Raw genomic sequence first — 20,448 nt, 5'->3', positions numbered from 1 at the left:
TGACATGTCACGGGCGGGAGGCCAGCCAGGCCGAGACCGTCTTCCAGATCTCCGCCAGCGTCTCGGGCCTGGCCATCTCGTAGTGCGTGCAGACGACCTGGCCCTGCGTGATCTCGCCCGTGATGTAGGGCGTCCAGCGCTCGGCGGGCACCTCGCCGGGCGGCATGCTCTGTTCGGCCACGATCAGCAGGGCGTCCCCGTCGAACCGGCCGTGTTCGTGCCCGGCCCGGATCGTGCGGTGGTTCTGCAGGATGCGGGCGAAGGTCCGGTACTCCTCCTCCGTCGCCGCGCCCAGAGCGCCGCCGGCCTCCCTGCGGACGACCTCGACGAGCCGGTCGACCTTCGCTTCGAGGTCGACCTCGGTCTCCTCCACGGCGTCGACGGCCTCGCCGTCCTCGCCGCGGCTCCACGGGTACTGGTCGAGGATCACCAGGGCCGAGATCTCCTGGCCCGCCGCCCGCAGCTGCACGGCCATCTCGTGGGCGACCGCGCCGCCGTAGGACCAGCCGAGCAGCCGGTAGGGTCCGCTCGGCTGCACCGAACGGATCTGCTCGACGTAGTCCGCCGCCATCTCCGTGATGGACCGCGCCGGCTCGCTCGTGCCGTCCAGGCCGCGTGCCTGCAGCCCGTACAGTGGGATGTCGGCCTCGACGTGGCGTGCCATCGGCATGTAGCACCAGCTCAGGCCGCCGGCGGGGTGGACGAAGAAGAACGGGGGCTGCTTGCCCTGTTCCCTGATGGGCAGCAGCACACCGAGCGCGTCGCGGATCGAGGACAGGCTCATCCCCTTCATCAGCCCCGCCACGCTCGGCGCGGCGAACAGATCACGCACGGCGATCGACACACCGCGTTCGCGCAGCGCCTCGACCAGCCGCACCGCGAGCAGCGAGTGGCCGCCGAGGGCGAAGAAGTCGTCGTCGACACCGACCTCGGGAAGCCCGAGGACCTCGGCGAACGCCTCGCACATGCCGTCCTCGAAGGAGGTCACCGCCCAGTTCGCGGTCTCCTCCCCCGCCGTCGCCTCGGGCACCGGCAGTGCCTTGCGGTCCAGCTTGCCGTTCGGCATCAGCGGCAGCCGGCCGATGGCCACCACCGCGGACGGCACCATGTAGCCGGGCAGCCGGTCCTGTGCGAGCGCCCGGACCTCGCGGCCCAGCCTCTCGGCCGCCTCGTCGTCCTCCTCACCGTCCGGCGCGGCGGCGGCGTTCGGGACCACGTACGCCACCAGGCGCTGGTCCCCCGGGGTGTCCTCACGGACCAGGGCGACGGCCTGGTCCACCGCCGGGTGCGAGGCCAGCAGCGCCTCGATCTCCCCGAGTTCGACGCGGAACCCGCGGATCTTCACCTGGTCGTCGGCCCGGCCCACGTACCGCAGGTCGCCCTCGGGGGTCCAGCGCACCACGTCACCCGTGCGGTACAGCCGCTCGCCGGCGCCGCCGAACGGGCTCGCGACGAACCGGTCCGCGGTCAGGCCCGGACGGCCCAGGTAGCCCCGGGCGACACTGTGACCGCCGATGTACAGCTCGCCCGCCACACCCGGCGGCACGGGGACGAGCCCCGCGTCGAGCACGTACACCTGGGTGTTGCCGATCGGGCCGCCGATCGAGGTGGCGTCGGCGTCCCGCCCGGACAGTTCCTTCGCGGTCGACCAGACGGTCGTCTCGGTCGGGCCGTAGAGGTTGGTCAGGGTCGGTGTCCTGTCCAGGATCGTGCGTGCCAGGTCCGCCGGGAGTGCCTCCGCGCCGATCATGGCCCGCACGCCGGTCCAGTCGACCGGGTCGTCCGCGTCCGCGATCAGGCCGCGCCACAGACTCGGCGTCGCGTGCACGACGGTCGCGCCGGTCGTACGGATCAGGGAACGCAGCGCCCACGGGTCGAGGACCTGCTCCTGCGAGGCCAGCACCATCCGCGCGCCGTTGAGGAGCGGCAGGTAGAACTCGAAGCCCGCCATGTCGCAGCCGTGCGTGCTGACCGCGAGGAGCCGGTCGTCCGCGGCGAGCGCGAACCGGTCCTGCATCGCGCCGAGGAAGTTCACGATCGCCCGGTGCTCGACCAGAACACCCTTCGGACGGCCCGTGGAACCCGAGGTGTAGATGACCCACATCGGGTGTCCGGGGCGCAGTACCGCCGTACGGTCGTCGTCGGCGAGCGGCCCGTCCGCCAGGCCCGCGAGCCGGCCGGCGGCCTCGGGGCCGTCCAGCACGATCACGGGGACGCGCGGCCGGTGTTCCGGGACGGCCGGACGGGCGTCCAGGTCCTCGGAGGTCAGCACGCACACGGCGCGGGAGTCGTCGATGACGTACGCGATGCGGTCGGCCGGGTAGGCCGGGTCGATCGGCAGGTACGCCGCTCCCGACTTGATCACGCCCAGCAGAGCCACCACCAGGTCGACGGTGCGCTCGAAGACCGCCGCCACGACCGTCTCCGGGCCGATGCCCCGGCCCGCCAGAAGGCGCGCGAGCCGGTTGGCGCGGGCGTCGAGCTCCGCGTATGTCAGCTCCTCGTCGCCGTGGACCAGGGCGATCGCGTCCGGGGTGCGGGCCGCCTGCGCCTCGAACAGTTCGACGACGGTCGCGTCCGGCACCTCGGCGCCGGTCATGTTCCAGTCGACGAGCATCCGCGTCCGCTCGGCCTCGTCCAGGACGTCCACCTCGCCGAGACGGATCCCGGGATCGGCCGCCAGCACCGCCAGGACCCGGCCCAGTCGCTCCGTGATCCGCAGGACCGACTCCGGGTCGAACAGATCGGCCGCGGCGACGAGCGAGCCGCGCATACCGGCCGGCGCGCCATCGGCGTCGTAGAGCTCGGCGACGCTCACGTCGAGGTCGAACTTCACGACCGCGTCGGCGGTCGCACCGCCGTCGGTGGAGCCGTCCGTGGAGGGGGCCGTGGAAGCCGTGGGGGCCCCGCGGCGGGCGTCGACGCCCTCCAGGTCGAGGATCGCGCGCTCGTTGTTCTGCAGGAGCAGCATCACCTGGAACAGCGGGTGGCGGGCCATGGAACGGGTCGGGGCCAGCTCCTCCACCAGCCGCTCGAACGGCACGTCCGGGTGCGCGAACGCGCCCAGACCGGCCTCCCGCACCCGTCCCAGCACCTCACGGAACGTCGGGTCCCCCGACAGGTCGGTGCGCAGGACGAACGTGTTCACGAAGTAGCCGACCAGGTCGTCCAGGGCCTCGTCCGTACGGCCGGCGATCGCCGAACCGATCGGGACGTCCGTGCCCGCGCCGATCCGGGACAGCAGCACGGACAGAGCACCGTGCAGCACCATGAACATCGTGACGCCCTCGGCCCGCGCCAGCGCGGCGAGACCGGCGTGGACATCCGCCGGGATCTCCAGCGGCACCCGGTGGCCACGGTGCGAGGCTGCCGGCGGCCGCGTCCGGTCGAACGGCAGCTCCAGCTCCTCCGGCATCCCTGCCAGCGTCTCCCGCCAGTAGGCGACCTGCTGCGAGATCAGGCTCTGCGGGTCCTGGCTGTCGCCGAGCACTTCGCGCTGCCACAGCGCGAAGTCGGCGTACTGGACCGACAACGGCTGCCACTGCGGGGCGCGCCCGCTGCGGCGCGCCTCGTACGCCGTCGCCACGTCGCGGGCCAGAGGCGCCCACGACCAGCCGTCACCGGCGATGTGGTGGACCACGACGACGAGGACGTGCTCCTCGGGGCCGGCCCTGAACAGCCAGGCACGGACCGGAACTTCGGACGACAGGTCGAAGGTGTACCCCTTCGCGCCGGCGACGGCGCCGGGCAGGTCCTCCGGGGTGACGTCGGTGGCGGTCAGTTCCCAGTCGAGGTCGTCGACGGCGACGATCCGCTGGTACGGCTCGCCGTCCGCGACCTCGAAGACCGTGCGCAGCACCTCGTGACGCGCGAGCACGTCACGGAAGGCCGCGCCCATCGCCTCGGCGTCCACCGCCCCTGTGAGCCGGGTGGCCACCGGGATGTTGTACGTCGGGCTCGGCCCGTCCATCTGGTTGATGATCCACAGGCGGCGCTGCCCGTACGAGAGCGGAAGCCGCTCGGGGCGCTCCCTCGCGGTCAGTGCGGCGCGTGCGGTACGGGCGCCGGTCAGGCGCTCGGCGAGACCCGCGACGGTCGGGGCCTCGAACAGCGCCCGGATCTCGACCTCGACGCCGAGGACGGAACGGATGCGGCTGACGAGGCGGACGGCGAGGAGGGAGTGGCCGCCGAGCTCGAAGAAGTCGTCGTCCACGCCGACCTCGGGCAGCCCGAGGACTTCGGCGAAGGCCAGGCAGAGGATCTCCTCCTGCAGGGTCTCCGCCCGTCGGCCGCCCGAAGCGAGCGACGAGGAGTAGTCGGGTGCGGGCAGGGCCTTGCGGTCGAGCTTGCCGTTGCCGGCCAGCGGCAGGGCGTCCAGGACGACGACCGCCGAGGGGACCATGTGCTCCGGAAGCCGCTGCGCCGCGAACTCCTTCAGCGCATGCGAGAGTTGAACCTTCTCCTGCGGCTCCAGGTCGTCGGCGACGACGTAGGCGACGAGCCTGCGGTCGCCCGGGGTGTCCTCACGGGCGACGACGGCCGCGTGGTCCACCAGCGGGTGGCCCGTCAGGACTCCCTGGACCTCGCCCGGTTCGATGCGGTAGCCGCGGATCTTGACCTGGTCGTCGGCCCGGCCGAGGAAGACGACCCGGCCGTCCGCCGTCCACTTCGCACGGTCGCCCGTGCGGTACATCCGCTGTCCGGTCTCGTACGGGTTGGCGACGAACCGCTCGGCGGTCAACGCCTCCCGGCCCACATATCCGCGCGCCACGCCGGCACCGGAGACGTACAGCTCACCGGCGGCGCCCGGCACGACCAGGTTCAGGCGGTCGTCCAGGATGTAGAAGCGGGTGTTGGCGATCGGCGTGCCGACGGGGACAGTCCCGTCGGCGACCTGTTCGGCGGTGAGCCGTGTGGTGGCGATGCCGATCGTCGTCTCGGTCGGGCCGTAGTGGTTGTGGACCGCGCGCTCGCCGGCGGCGGCCGTGAGGAGTGCGGTGGCCAGGGCCGGCGGGGTGGACTCGCCGCCCAGGACGAGGGAGCGCCTCGGCAGTACGGCCTCGATGCCCGCCGCCGTCAGCGCGGCCAGGTGCGAGGGAACGGCCTTGAAGTGGTCGATCCCGTGCTCGGTGAGATAGGCGGCGACCAGTTCCGGGTCGGTGACCGCGCTCTCGTCCAGGATGTGGAGTTCACCGCCGGTGGCGAGGCTGGCGAAGACCACCGTGTTGCCGAGGTCGGTCGCCTGCGCCTGGAGCAGCGCATAGCGGGCGCCCTCGCCGCCGAAGCCGAGACGGTCGGGGACCGAGGCCGTGTAGTTCGCCAGGCCACCATGGGTGACGGCGACGCCCTTGGGCCGGCCGGTCGAACCCGACGTGTAGATCACGTACGCCAGGGACCGCGGATCGACGGAACGTCCGGGGCTCTGGGCCGAGGCCGCGGCGAGCTGCATCTCGACGAAGGTGTCGTCGATCGCCACCAGACGCGAACGGCCCGCGGGCAGTTCGTCGAGGATCTCCTCCGTGGTCAGGGCCAGGGCGGCCCGGCTGTCGCGGAGCATGTACGCGATCCGGTCCGTGGGCTGCGCCGGGTCGATGGGCAGATAACCCGCCCCCGCCTTCCAGACGCCCAGGATCGCGGCGATCACGTCCACGCCACGCGGCAGACACAGCCCCACCACCGACTCCGGACCGACACCCTGACCGATCAGGTAGTGCGCGATCCGGTTGGCCCGCACCTCCAGTTCCGCATACGAGACCGCCACGCCCTCAGCGACGATCGCCGCGGCCTCGGGAGCGGCGGCCGCACGCGCCTCGAACCGCTCATGGACCAGGCCCGGCCGGCCGTCGGCCGACGTATCGTTCCAGACGGTCAAAACCCGGTGCCGGGTCACCTCGTCGAGCACCGGGACGCCGCTGAGGCGGGTCTGCGGGTTGTCGCCGAGGAGGTCGAGTACGCGCACCCAGGCACCGGCGATCCGGTCGGCCCACTCCGGGTCGAACAGATCGGCGGCGACGGTGACCGAGCCGCGCAGCCCGGCCGGGGCGCCCTCGGCGTCGTACTTCTCGCCCACCATCACGTCCAGGTCGAACTTCGCCGCCCTGGTACCGGTCGACATGCCTCCGGTCCAGACGACGGGCGTGGCCGAGGAGTCCAGGCCGGCGCTGACGGTGTTCTGCTTCGTCAGGACGACCTGGAAGAGCGGGTGGCGGGCCATGGAACGGGCCGGGGCCAGCTCCTCCACCAGTCGCTCGAACGGCACGTCCTGGTGGGCGAAGCCGGACAGGCTCGCCTCCCGCACCCGGGCCAGCAGCTCGGTGAAGGTCGGGTCGCCCGACAGGTCCGTGCGCAGCACCTGGGTGTTGACGAAGCAGCCGATCAGGTCGTCCAGGGCCTCGTCGCCGCGGCCGGCGTGGGCCGAGCCGATCGGGATGTCGGTGCCCGCGCCCAGCTTGGAGAGCAGGATGGCCAGGGCCGCCTGCAGCACCATGAACACGGTCACGCTCTCGGACCGGGCGATCTCCGCCAGGCGTACGTGCAGCTCGGCGGGAACGTCGAGGGGGACGCTGTGGCCCAGGTGGGAGGCGAGAGCCGGGCGGGAACGGTCGAAGGGCAGCTCGAGCTCCTCGGGGGAGCCCGCCAGCGTCTCGCGCCAGTACGCGAGCTGCCGGGCGATGACGCTGTCCGGATCGCTCTCGTCGCCGAGCAGTTCGCGCTGCCACAGCGCGTAGTCCGCGTACTGGACCGGGAGCGGCGTCCACTCCGGCGCCTGGCCGGCGCTTCGTGCCGCGTAAGCGGCGGAGAAGTCCCGGGCCAGCGGCGCCCGCGACCAGCCGTCACTGGCGATGTGGTGCACGAGGACGACGAGGACGCGCTCGCCCGCACCGGCCTCGAAGAGGGTGGCCCGGATCGGCACCTCGACGGAGAGGTCGAAGGCGTACCGCGCGGCCCCGGTGACCGCGTCCTCCAGCTCGGCCCGGCCGACCTCGACGACATCCAGCTCCCAGTCGAGCTCGTCGAGCGCGAGGACCCGCTGGTACGGCTGCCCGTCCGCGACGCCGAAGACGGTCCGCAGGACCTCGTGCCGGCCGATCACGTCCCGCAGGGCCGCGTTCAGCACCTGGTGGTCGGCATCGCCCGACAGGCGCAGGGCGATCGGGCTGTTGTAGGTCGCGCTGGGGCCCTCCAGCTGGCCGATGAACCACAGGCGCTGCTGGGCGAAGGAGAGCGGCACCCTCTCCGGGCGGTTGCCGGAGGTCAGGGCGAGCCGGGCCTGTCCGGCGTCCGCCAGCCCGGCCGCGAGACCGGCGACGCTCGGGGTGTCGAACAGGGCACGCAGCGGAACCTCGACACCGAGGACCGTACGCACCCGGCTGATCAGGCGGACGGCGAGCAGGGAGTGACCGCCCAGAGCGAAGAAGTCGTCATCCACACCGACCCCGGGCAGCCCGAGGACCTGCGCGAAGACACCACACAAAAGCTCCTCGCGGAGCGTGGCCGGACCACGGCCCACGGCGCCGGTGACGTACTCGGGAGCCGGCAGGGCCTTGCGGTCGAGCTTGCCGTTGACGTTCAGCGGCAGCGCATCCAGGACCACGACAGCCGACGGAACCATGTACGTCGGCAGGCGGTCGGCCACGAGGGCGGTCAGGATCCGCGGCAGTTCATCGGCCACCCCGTCCTCGGCCGGCACCGCGTAGGCGACCAGGCGCTTGTCCCCCGGCACGTCCTCACGGGCCACGACCACGGCCTGGGCGACCAGCGGGTGGCCGGCCAGGACCGCCTGGACCTCTCCGAGTTCGATGCGAAAACCCCGGATCTTGACCTGCTCGTCGGCGCGGCCGAGGTACTCGAGCTGACCGTCCGCGTTCCAGCGGACGACATCGCCGGTGCGATAGAGACGGCCGCCGTCGCACGAGAACGGGTCCGCAACGAAACGTTCACCCGTCAGCTCCGGACGGCCCAGATAACCACGGGCCAGACCCGCACCCGCGATATACAAGTCACCGGCAACACCCACCGGGACCGGGGCGAGGCTGCCGTCCAGGACATAGACCCGGGCGTTGGAGATCGGACGGCCGATCGGGACCGCGCCTTCGACGTTGCCGTCCGCGTACCAGGCCGTCGTGTAGACCGTCGCCTCGGTCGGGCCGTAGATGTTCGCGACCCGGGCTCCCGGGATCGCCGTGCGGATGCCCGCGACGGCATCCGCCGTGAGCGCCTCACCCGCCAGGACAACGGTCCTGGGACGGGCATCGATCTCACCCGCGGCCACCATCTGGGCGAAAGCCGAGGGTACGCCGCTGACCAGACTGACGTCACCGACCGGCGTGTCGGTATCGGCCAGGGCGAGGAGATCGCGCACCACTTCCACCGTGCCGCCGGACACCAGCGGACCGAAAAGCTCGAAGACCGAGACGTCGAAGTTGAAGGACGTGGACACCAGGACCCGGCGGAAGTCCTCCCCGCCGAACTCCGCCGCCGCCCAGCCCATCAGGCCCGCCACCGACCGGTGCTCCACCACGACACCCTTCGGACGGCCCGTCGAACCCGACGTATAGATCACGTACGCCGGATGCTCGGGACGGATATCCACACCCAGGGGGGCGGCCTCAAGTCCGGCGAGGTCGAGCTCGTCCAGGACCAGGACGGTCGCATCCGACTGCGGGACGGCCGCCGACGTGCCCGTCGAGGTCAGCACCACCGTCGGCTTCGCGTCACCGAGCATGTACGCGATCCGGCCGGCCGGATAGGCCGGGTCGATCGGCAGATACCCGCCGCCCGACTTCAGCACCGCAAGCAGCGCCACCACCGTCTCGACACCACGCTCCAGGCAGACACCCACGAACGACTCCGGGCCTACGCCCTGGGCCACCAAGTAGCGGGCCAGCCGGTTCGCACGGGCCTCCAGATCCGCATACGAAACCTCCACACCACCCGAAACAACAGCCACCGCCTCCGGCGACCGCGCCACCTGCGCCTCGAACAACTCCGGCAACGAACCAGCCGACACCTCGACCGCCGTGCCGTTCCACTCGGACACGACACGGTGGCGTTCGGTCTCGTCCATGACCTGGACGGAGCCGAGCGGCACATCCTCGTCGTGGGCGAGGGCCGATTCGAGGGCCGTGACCAGGTTCTCCGCGGCCGTGCGCAGGAAGAGGCCCACGCTCTCCGGGTCGATCGGGGCGACCGCCTGGACGGCGAGCGAGATCCGGTCGCCGTTGTCGTCGACCGAGACCATCAGGGGGTAGTTGGTGCGCTCCTCGAAGAAGACCCTGCGGATGCCGTCGAGCCGCTCGTCGCGTACCTGGGACACCTCGGCCCCGGCGTCGGCCTCGGTCCCGGCCTCCGTCGTGCCGCCGCTGTTGTGCCGGTAGTTGAACAGGGCGGTGAACAACGGCGCGTCGGCGGCCACCCCGCTGGCCTGCTGGGCCACCGTGAGCGGCGCGTGCTCGTGCTCAAGCAGCTCCGCGAGCTGGCCGCGCATCGCGGAGACGGCCGTCAGGACGCCGAGCGTGTCGGTGCGCACACGGACCGGAAGCGTGTTGAGGAACGGGCCGGGGACCCGGTCGGAGCCGGCGCCGGCGTTCATCCGGCCGAACAGGACGGTGCCGAAGACGACGTCCTCGCGGCCGCTGACCGCGGCGAGGACACGGGCCCACGCCAGGTGCAGAAGGGTGGCGGGGCTGGCGCCGAGGCGGCGGGAGACGGCGAGCAGCCGGGTGTGGAGGTCGTCGCCGAAGACGACCCGGGCGCGGGTCGTGCCCGTGCCGTCGCCGTGGACGTCGACCAGGCCGAAGGGGGCCGTGGTCTCGGTGACGTCGCCGAGGAGCTCGGCGAAGTACCGCTCGTGCTCGCCGGTGGTGACTCCCGCGCGGGCCTGGGCAACGAAGGTTCGGAAAGGCAGCGGTTCCGCGAGGGTGCTCTCGCGTCCGGTGAGGAACGCGTTGACCTCGGCGAGCATGACCTCCAGGGCGGTGTGGTCCTGCACCATGTGGTGGATCCGCACCAGGGCCAGCCACTGCTGTCCGCCCGGCACGCGGGCCGCGTGGACGCGGATCAGCGGGGCGCGGTCCAGGTCCATCGAGTCGCCGCCGGTGGCCAGGAGCTGCGGCACCGGGTCGCCGGCCTCGGCGGCCAGGGTGACAAGGTCGACGGGCAGGGTGGCGTGGCGCCGGACGACCTGGACGGGCTCGCGCAGGCCCTCCCACACGATCGAGGTGCGGTAGATGTCGTGCCGGTCGACCACCTGCTGCAGAGCGTCGGTGAACGCGTGGAGCCGGTCACGGCTGTCGAACTCGACGACCGTCGGCATCACGTACGTGTCCTTGCCGCCCTCAGCGAGGAGGTGGTGGAAGAGCAGACCCTCCTGGAGCGGAGCCAGCGGGTAGATGTCCGCTATGTTCGCCGCGCCGCCCGTGACCGTGGCGGCCACGGCCGCGATCTCGTCGGGGGTAAGGTCGACGAGCGGCAGCATGCCGGGCGTGATCTCGGTCGCGTCGGCCGGGATCAGGTTGGCCGGTACGGCCACCTGGACCGCGCCCACCGAGGCGGCGAGGCCGGCCGGGGTCGGGGCGTCGAAGAGGGCCCGGACGGAGACGGAGACGCCGCGCTTACGGAGCAGGGCGACCAGGCGGATCGCGAGGAGCGAGTGGCCGCCGAGCCGGAAGAAGTCGTCGTCCACGCCGACGCCGGCGCCGGTTCCGGATCCTGCTGCGTCGAGGCCCAGGACCTCGGCGAAGGCCGCGCAGAGGATCTCCTCGCGGGCGTTGGACGGGCCACGTCCACTACCGGTGGCGTACTCGGGGGCCGGCAGGGCCTTGCGGTCGAGTTTGCCGTTGACGTTCAGCGGGAGCCGGTCGAGGACCACGACAGCCGACGGGACCATGTACGTCGGCAGGCCGTTGGCCGCGAAGTCGGCGATATGAGTGGGCAGTTCGGCGGCGGCTGACGGCGTGGTGTCGTTCGGGACGACGTAGGCGACCAGGCGCTTGTCCCCCGGCACGTCCTCACGGGCCACGACCACGGCCTGGGCGACCAGCGGGTGGCCGGCCAGGACCGCCTGGACCTCTCCGAGTTCGATGCGAAAACCCCGGATCTTGACCTGCTCGTCGGCGCGGCCGAGGTACTCGAGCTGACCGCCCGTGTTCCAGCGGACGACATCGCCGGTGCGGTAAAGACGGCCGCCGTCGCACGAGAACGGGTCCGCAACGAAACGTTCACCCGTCAGCTCCGGACGGCCCAGATAACCACGGGCCAGACCCGCACCCGCGATATACAAGTCACCGGCAACACCCGCCGGGACCGGGGCGAGGCTGCCGTCCAGGACATAGACCCGGGCGTTGGAGATCGGACGGCCGATCGGGACCGCGCCTTCGACGTTGCCGTCCGCGTACCAGGCCGTCGTGTAGACCGTCGCCTCGGTCGGGCCGTAGATGTTCGCGACCCGGGCTCCCGGGATCGCCGTGCGGATGCCCGCGACGGCGTCCGCCGTGAGCGCCTCGCCCGCCAGGACAACGGTCCTGGGGCGGGCATCGATCTCACCCGCGGCCACCATCTGCGTAAAGGCCGACGGCACACCGCTGACCAGACTGACGTCACCGACCGAAGCCTCCGCGTCGGCCAGGGCGAGGAGATCGCGCACCACTTCCACCGTGCCGCCGGACACCAGCGGACCGAAAAGCTCGAAGACCGAGACGTCGAAGTTGAAGGACGTGGACACCAGGACCCGGCGGAAGTCCTCCCCGCCGAACTCCGCCGCCGCCCAGCCCATCAGGCCCGCCACCGACCGGTGCTCCACCACGACGCCCTTCGGGCGGCCCGTCGAGCCGGACGTGTAGATGACGTACGCCGGGTGCTCGGGACGGATACGTGTGCCCAGCGGGCCGGTCGCGAGGGCGGTCAGGTCGAGCTCGTCCAGGACCAGGACGGTCGCATCCGACTGCGGGACGGCCGCCGACGTGCCCGTCGAGGTCAGCACCACCGTCGGCTTCGCGTCACCGAGCATGTACGCGATCCGGCCGGCCGGGTAGGCCGGGTCGATCGGCAGGTACCCGCCGCCCGACTTCAGCACCGCGAGCAGCGCCACCACCGCATCGACACCACGCTCCAGGCAGACACCCACGAACGACTCCGGGCCTACGCCCTGGGCCACCAGGTGGCGGGCCAGCCGGTTCGCACGGGCCTCCAGATCCGCATACGAAACCTCCACACCACCCGAAACAACAGCCACCGCCTCCGGCGACCGCGCCACCTGCGCCTCGAACAGCTCCGGCAGCGAACCAGCCGGCATCTCGACCGCCGTGTCGTTCCACTCGGCGAGGACCTGGCGCAGCCCTGCCTCGTCCATGACCTGGACGGAGCCGAGCGGCACGTCCTCGTCGTGGTCGAGGGTCGATTCGAGGGCCGTGACCAGGTTCTCCGCGGCCGTGCGGACGAACTCGCCGACCACACGGGGGTTGATCGGGGCGACCGCGTCGACGGCCAGCGTGAACAGGTCACCGTTGTCGTTGACCGAGACCATCAGGGGGAAGTTGGTGCGCTCGCGGGTGAAGACCGCGCGCATGCCTTCCATGCCCTCATGGCGGCGCTTGTCCGCGCGCTGCTCGGCACTGCGGCCGGGGTTGTGGCGGAAGTTGAACAGGGCGGTGAACAGCGGGGTGTCACCGGTGACGCCGCTGGCGCGCTGCGCCACGACGAGGGGCGCGTGCTCGTGCTCCAGGAGCTCGGCCAGTTGGCCGCGCATCGCGGCGACGGCCGCTCGGACGCCGGTGGCGTCGGTGCGCACGCGTACGGGCAGGGTGTTCATGTACGGGCCGGGGACCTGGTCGGCGCCCTGTCCCGCGTTCATGCGGCCGAACAGGATCGTGCCGAAGACGACGTCGTCGCGGCCGCTGACCGCGGCAAGTACGCGGGACCAGGCGACATGCATGACGGTCGCGGGGCTCGCACCGAGGCGGCGGGAGACCTCGCGGAGCCGTACCGTCAGCTCCGGGTCGAACGGCACCACTTCGCGTATCGCTCCGGCGCCGTCGCCGCGCACGTCGGCGATGCCGAAGGGGGCGGTGGGCTCGGTGACGTCGCCGAGGAGGTCGGCGAAGTACCGCTCGTGCTCGGCGCGCGCGACCGCGCCCCGGGTCTGGGCGACGAAGTTCCGGAACGGCAGCGGCGCGGCCAGTTCCCGGCCCCGGCCCGCCAGGATCGCCTGGACCTCGTGGAAGACGATCTCCAGCGCGGTGTGGTCACGGACCACGTGGTGCGCCCGCAGCAGACCGAGCCAGCGACCGGTGCCGGGAACCCGGGCCGCGTGCATCCGCAGCAGCGGGGCCTGGGTCAGGTCCATGCGCAGACCGCCGGCCGCAAGGAGCTGCTCCGTAGGGTCGCCGCCCTCAGGGTCGAGGACGACGTCGGTGACGGGCAGGGTGGCGTGGCGCCGAACGACCTGGACGGGCTCGCGCAGGCCCTCCCACACGATCGAGGTGCGGTAGATGTCGTGCCGGTCGACCACCTGCTGCAGGGCGTCCGCGAAGGCGTCGAGACGCTCGCGCGAGTCGAACTCGAGCACGGTCGGCATGACGTAGGCGTCGTCGCCGCCGTCGGCGAGGAGGTGGTGGAAGAGGAGACCCTCCTGGAGCGGGGCCAGCGGGTAGATGTCCGCGATGTTGGGAGCCCCGCCGTCGACGGTGGCGATGATGGCGGCCAGTTCATCGGTGGTGAGGTCGACGAGCGGCAGCATGTCGGGGGTGATCGTGGTCGCGTCGGCTGGGATCAGGTTGGCCGGGACGGCGACCTGGACCGCGCCTGCCGAGGCGGCGAGGCCGGCCGGGGTCGGAGCCTGGAAGAACGAGCGGACCGAGACGGAGACACCGCGCTTCTGCAGCAGGGCGACGAGGCGGATGGCCAGCAGGGACTGGCCGCCGAGGGCGAAGAAGTCCTCGTCCACGCCCACGCTCTCAAGACCGAGGACCTCGGCGAAGGCCGCGCAGAGGATCTCCTCACGGGCGTTCGAGGGACCTCGGACCACCGCGTTCGTGCCGTGTTCCGGGGCGGGCAGGGCCTCGCGGTCGAGCTTGCCGTTGACGTTCAGCGGCAACGCGTCCAAAACCACGACCGCCGACGGAACCATGTACTCGGGCAGACTGCGCGAGACGAACTCACCCACCGGACAATCAAGTTCACCGCAGACGACCACATACGCGACCAGACGCCGGTCACCGGGAATGTCCTCCCGTACGACCACGGCCGCCTGAGCGACCTGTGGATGCGCGGCGACCGCTGCCTGGACCTCACCCAGCTCGATGCGGTAGCCGCGGACCTTGACCTGCTCGTCCGTACGACCCAGGAACACCAGCTGACCGTCCCCGGTCCACTTCACCCGGTCACCGGAGCGGTACATCCGCTCACCCGAAACCGAGAACGGCGACGCCACGAAACGCTCCGCCGTCTGAACCGGACGGTTCACATAACCACGCGCCACACCCGCACCCGACACATACAGCTCACCGGCCACACCGACCGGAACCTCACGCAGCCACTCATCGAGAACGAACACACGGGCGTTGGGGACCGGGCCGCCGACCACGACATCCGCAGACGAGGAAAGACACGCGATTGAGGTGTCGACCGTCGCCTCCGTCGGACCGTAGAAGTTGAAGCCCTCCACACCCTCCAGAGCACGCAGCCGCTCCCACAGACCCCGCGCAACGGCCTCACCGCCCACACCGACACGGAAAGGATGCTGCTCAGCATCGAACAGACCCTCGTCCATCAGGACCTGCAGATACGAAGGAGTGACCTCGGCGAAGCCGATACGGGAAGCGGTCATCCACTCCACCAGACGACCCGCGTCCAGCCAGGTGTCCCCATCGACAACATGCAGCTCGTGCCCCGAGAACAGAGCGGAAAGCTGGTTCCACGACGCATCGAAGGACACCGACGTGGTCAGAGCGACCCTCAGCGGAGCACCCTCCGTCGCGAACACCGACCGGCCATGACTCTCGCACAGACCCACGACACCACCATGGGTGACGATCACACCCTTCGGCCGGCCCGTCGACCCCGACGTGTAGATCACATACGCCGGATGCTCCGGACGGACCACCACATCCAGCGGCCCCTCCCCCACACCCTCCAGCACCGTGGTGACCTGCGGATCATCCAGTAGAACGACCGGCACGCCCGACACCGGCAGCACCCCCGCCGTCACCGACGACGCCAGGACCACCACCGCAGACGCATCCCCCACCATGTACGCGATCCGCTCCGCCGGATACCCAGGATCCAAAGGCAGATAAGCCCCACCGGCCTTCAGCACCGCAAGCAGCGCGACGATCAGATCCGCACCCCGCTCCAGGCACACACCGACCAGCGACTCCGCACCCACACCACGACCCACCAGATACCGGGCCAGACGATCGGCACGGGCGTCCAGATCCCGGTACGACAGCGACTCCCCCGCCGCAACCACGGCCACCGCCTCCGGCGTCCGCGCCACCTGCGCCGCGAACAACTCCGGCAGCGAACCCGCCACCACCTCCACACCAGTGTCGTTCCACCCCGCCAGCTCCCGGCGATCGGCCTCATCCAGAACCTCGACCTCACTCAGCCGCAACCCCGGAGCCGACACCAAAACCTCGATCACCCTCACCCAACGCGCCACCAACCGCTCGGCCGACACCACATCGAACAGATCGGCCGACACCACCACCGAACCACGCAGACCCCCAGGAACACCCACCCCCTCGAAGACCTCCGTCACGGAAGCATCCAGGTCGAATTTCGCGGCGGACTCACTGGTGGCCGGGCCGTCGTGGGTGACGGTCTCGGTCGGAGCCTGTGCATCGTGGGCCTGGGCCGGTGCGCTGCCGCTGCCCGTACCGGGCAGGTCGAGGACGGCTTCGGCGGTGTTCTGGACCTTCAGCATCACCTGGAACAGCGGGTGCCGGGCGAGGGAGCGGGCCGGGGCGAGTTCCTCCACGAGCTTCTCGAACGGCACCTCCTGGTGCTCGAAGGCCGCCCAGCCGGCCTGCCGTACCCGTGCGAGGAGTTCGGTGAAGGTCGGGTCGCCCGACACATCCGTCCGCAGGACGAGGGAGTTGATGAAGAAGCCGACGAGGTCGTCGAGGGCGACGTCCGTACGGCCGGCGACCGTCGTGCCGATCGGGATGTCCGTACCCGCGCCGAGGCGGGCGAGGACGGCCGCGAGGGTTGCCTGGAGCACCATGAACGGGGTCACGCCCTCGGCCTTGGCGAGCTCGGCAAGGCGTGCGTGGACCGCGGCGGGCACGTTCAGCGGGACCTTGTGGCCGCGGTGCGAGGGGAGTGCGGGACGGGAGCGGTCGGTGGGGAGCTCCAGCTCCTCCGGAATGTCGGCCAGCACGCCGCGCCAGTAGGCCATCTGCGTGGACAGCACGCTGTCCGGGTCGTCCTCGTCGCCGAGCATCTCGCGCTGCCAGAGCGTGTAGTCGGCGTACTGGACCGGCAGCGGCTCCCAGTCGGGGGCCCGGCCGGCGGCGCGTGCCGCGTAGGCGACGGAGAGGTCGCGGGCCAGCGGGCGCTTGGACCAGCCGTCGCTGGCGATGTGGTGCGTCACCAGGACGAGTACCTGCTCGCCGCCGCCGGTGGAGAACAGCGAGGCACGGATCGGTATCTCGGCGGACAGGTCGAAGGTGTGCCCGAGGACGGCGGCGATCGCGTCGTCGAGCTCGGCGGGGGCGACCTCGGCCACCGTCAGCGACCAGTCGAGGTCGGCCGGCTTCAGGATGTGCTGGTACGGCTCGCCGTCCGCGACCCGGTAGACGGTGCGCAGGACCTCGTGGCGGCCGATCACGTCCCGTAGGGCGGCGCCGAGCGCCGTCCCGTCGGTCTCGGCGGACAGGCGCAGCACGACCGGGATGTTGTACGTGGCACTCGGGCCCTCGGACTGGCTGAGGAACCACAACCGCCGCTGCGCGAAGGACAACGGGATCATCAGGACTCCTCCTGGTTACGCATGGGCCGCAACGCCGGCCGTGCTGTCTTCTGGTGGGCTAGTTGTTGTGCGAGTGCTGCCACGGTCGATGCTTCGAGGAGCACGCGGAGCGGGACCTCGACGCCGAGTTCGGCGCGGATCCTGCTGGTCAGGCGGACGGCGAGAAGGGAGTGGCCGCCGAGGGCGAAGAAGTCGTCGTCGACGCCGACTTCGGGGAGCCCCAGGAGTTCGGCGAAGGCCGCGCAGAGGACCTCCTCCTGGCGGTTGGCCGGCCCGCGTCCTGCCGAGGCGGAGTGCTCGGGTGCGGGGAGGTTCTTGCGGTCGAGCTTGCCGTTGGCGGTCAGCGGGAGCGCGTCGAGGATGACCACCGCGGACGGCACCATGTACTCGGGGAGCCGCTGGGCCGCCGAATCGCGGACGGCTCGCGCCAGGTCCTCGTCGGTCTCTTCGGGGTCGGTGGGGACGGCGTAGGCGACGAGGCGGGTGTCTCCCGGGGTGTCCTCGCGGGCGATGACAGCCGCCTGGGCGATGCCGGGATGCGCGGCGACCACCGCCTGGACCTCGCCCGGTTCGATACGGAAACCACGGACCTTGACCTGCTCGTCCACACGGCCCAGGTACTCCAGAAGGCCCTCCCTGGTCCAGCGGGCCATGTCGCCCGTGCGGTACAACCGCTCACCGGACCCGTACGGGTTCGCCACGAACCGCTCGGCCGTCAGACCGGGACGCCTCACATAGCCGCGAGCCAGCTGGACGCCCGCGATGTACAGCTCACCGGCGACACCCGGAGCGACCGGCCGCATACGGCCGTCCAGGACATACAGGCGGGTGTTGGCGATTGGACGGCCGATCGGCACCGTGTCCCCGACACTCCGCCCCGCCGACACCTCATACACACAGCAGCCCACGACCGTCTCCGTCGGACCGTACTCATTGACGATCACCGACCGAGGAGCCCGGGCCAGCCAGTCCCGGACGACCGCCCCCGAAAGCGCCTCCCCACCCACGACCCACGTACGGGCCGAAGCGGCCGCCTGCCCGGTGGTGAGCATCTCCGACAGGAGCGGCAGATGGGCGGGGACCGCCTTGACCAGACCGAACGTGCCCGACGCCCTGACCAGGCCCGCAAGACCCTCCGCACCGCCCCGCCCGTCGGCCACGACAGCCGAACCCGCGACCAAAGGCACCAGGACACTGGTCACCGTCAGGTCGAACGCGAGCGAGGAATGCAACGGCGCACCCCCCGCACCCTCACGCATCCCGTACGCGCCGACAGCCCACGCCACATAGTTCGCCAGGCCCTCGTGGGTGACGGCCACCCCCTTCGGACGACCCGTCGAACCCGACGTGTAAATCACATACGCGACCGACTGGGGGTCATTGTCCGCGGCCGGTGCGTCCGTGCCGGCCGAGGTCAGCTGCATCTGCGTCAGCGGGCTGTCCAGGGCCACGAACCGGTTCCGCCCCGCCGGGAGATCATCGAGGATCTCCTCCGTCGTCAGCGTCAGCACCGCCCCGCTGTCGGCCAGCATGAAACCGATCCGCTCCGCCGGACAGTCAGGATCGATCGGCAGATAACCCGCACCGGCACGCCACGCCGCCAGGAACGCAACCACCGCATCAACCCCACGCGGCAGACAGACACCCACCACCGACTCCGCACCAACCCCCTGACCGATCAGATACCGGGCCAGCCGGTCCACCCGGACATCCAGCTCCGCGAACGACACCTCCGCCCCACCCGCGACCACAGCCACCGCATCCGGCGTCCTCACCACCTGCGCCGCAAACAGCTCCGGCACCAGCCCCGAACCCAGATCCGTCCCGGTGTCGTTCCACTCCACCAACACACGACGACGCTCATCGGAATCCAGGACATCGAGGTCGCTGAGACGGGTCAGGGGTTCGGTGACCAGGTGTCCGAGTGCACGGGTCAGTCGCACGCTCAGAGCCTCGGCCGTCTCCGGGTCGAAGAGGTCGGCCGCGGCGATTACCGAGCCCCGGACGCCCGCCGGGGTGCCCTGGCCGTCGAAGGTCTCGGAGAGCCGGACCTCCAGGTCGAACTTGGCGACCGCCTTCGCGACCGGGACTCCACCGGCCCGTGCACCGGGGAGGTCGAGGACGGCGTCGGTGTTGTTCTGCAGGTCCAGCTGGACCTGGAACAACGGATGCCGGGCCATCGACCGACTCGGCGCCAGCTCCTCCACCAGCCGCTCGAACGGCACCTCCTGATGCGCCAGAGCCGAAAGACTGACCTCCCGCACCCGTCCCAGAACCTCACGGAACGTCGGGTCACCCGACAGATCAGTACGGATCACAAGGGTGTTGATGAAGAAGCCCACCAGATCATCCAGGGCCTCGTCCGTACGGCCGGCGTTCGCCGAACCGATCGGAATGTCGGTGCCCGCGCCCAGCTTCGACAGGAGCATCGCAAGGGCAGCCTGCAGCACCATGAAGGGAGTCACCCCCTCGGCCCGCGCCACCTCGACAAGACGGGCGTGGACCTCGGCCGGGATCTCCACCGGCACCCGGTGCCCACGATGCGACGCCACCGCCGCACGCGAACGGTCGAAAGGCAGCTCCAGCTCCTCCGGAGAACCGGCCAACGCCTCACGCCAGTAGGCCATCTGACGCGACATCACACTGCCGGGGTCACTCTCGTCGCCGAGCAGCTCGCGCTGCCACAGCGCGTAGTCCGCGTACTGGACCGGCAGCGGCGTCCACATCGGCGCCTCTCCGGCACTTCGCGCCGCATACGCCATGGACAGGTCCCGGGCCAGCGGAGCCGTCGACCATCCGTCACCCGCGATGTGGTGCAGCACCACCACCAGCACCCGCTCACCAGGACCGGCCTCGAAGAGAGTGGCCCCTATGGGGAGCTCACGGGTGAGGTCGAACTCCCGGGCGGTCGCCTTCGCGATGGCGGCGTCGAGATCGTCGGACGGAACAATGGCGCGCTCCAACTGCCATTCGACGTCTGCTGGTTCGACAATGCTCTGGTACGGCTCACCGTTCTCGGCCGTCGGGAAGACGGTCCGCAGGACCTCGTGCCGGCCGACCACGTCACGGAAGGCCAGGGCGAGCGCGTCCCGGTCGATCTCACTGCCCATCCGCAGCACGAACGGGATGTTGTAGGTCGCGCTGGGGCCCTCCAGCTGGCCGATGAACCACAGGCGCTGCTGGGCGAAGGAGAGCGGCACCCTCTCCGGGCGGTTGCCGGAGGTCAGGGCCAGCCGGGCCTGTCCGGCGTCCGCCAGCCCGGCCGCGAGACCGGCGACACTCGGGGTGTCGAACAGGGCACGCAGCGGAACCTCGACACCGAGGACCGTACGCACCCGGCTGATCAGGCGGACGGCGAGCAGGGAGTGACCGCCCAGAGCGAAGAAGTCGTCATCCACACCGACCTCGGGCAGCCCGAGGACCTGCGCGAAGACACCACACAAAAGCTCCTCGCGGAGCGTGGCCGGACCACGGCCCAC

The 20,448-nt window shown here is 71.1% G+C and carries 2 protein-coding genes and 1 pseudogene; all 3 read right to left on the bottom strand.

The features are described from left to right. Positions 1 to 7: 7 nt before the first annotated feature. On the bottom strand, positions 8 to 16,969 hold the full coding sequence (locus tag ACZ8ZB_RS34465; RefSeq protein WP_470741739.1) for an amino acid adenylation domain-containing protein: 16,962 nt from the start codon (positions 16,967 to 16,969) through the stop codon (positions 8 to 10). Further along, entirely contained in the window at positions 16,969 to 17,352 is a 384-nt protein-coding gene (locus tag ACZ8ZB_RS34460) for a phosphopantetheine-binding protein (protein ID WP_470741748.1), read from the bottom strand. Before ACZ8ZB_RS34460 ends, ACZ8ZB_RS34465 begins: the two co-directional genes overlap by 1 nt. Then, positions 17,338 to 20,403, bottom strand: a pseudogene (locus tag ACZ8ZB_RS34455) (non-ribosomal peptide synthetase); the annotation flags it as partial. The gene ACZ8ZB_RS34460 and the pseudogene ACZ8ZB_RS34455, both read right to left, overlap by 15 nt. Between the last annotated feature and the right edge of the window lie 45 nt (positions 20,404 to 20,448).

The sequence above is a fragment of the Streptomyces sp. 12E genome (assembly GCF_055633275.1).
The sequence above is the reverse complement of the archived record's forward strand: the minus strand, read 5'-3'. Positions and strand labels throughout refer to the sequence as shown.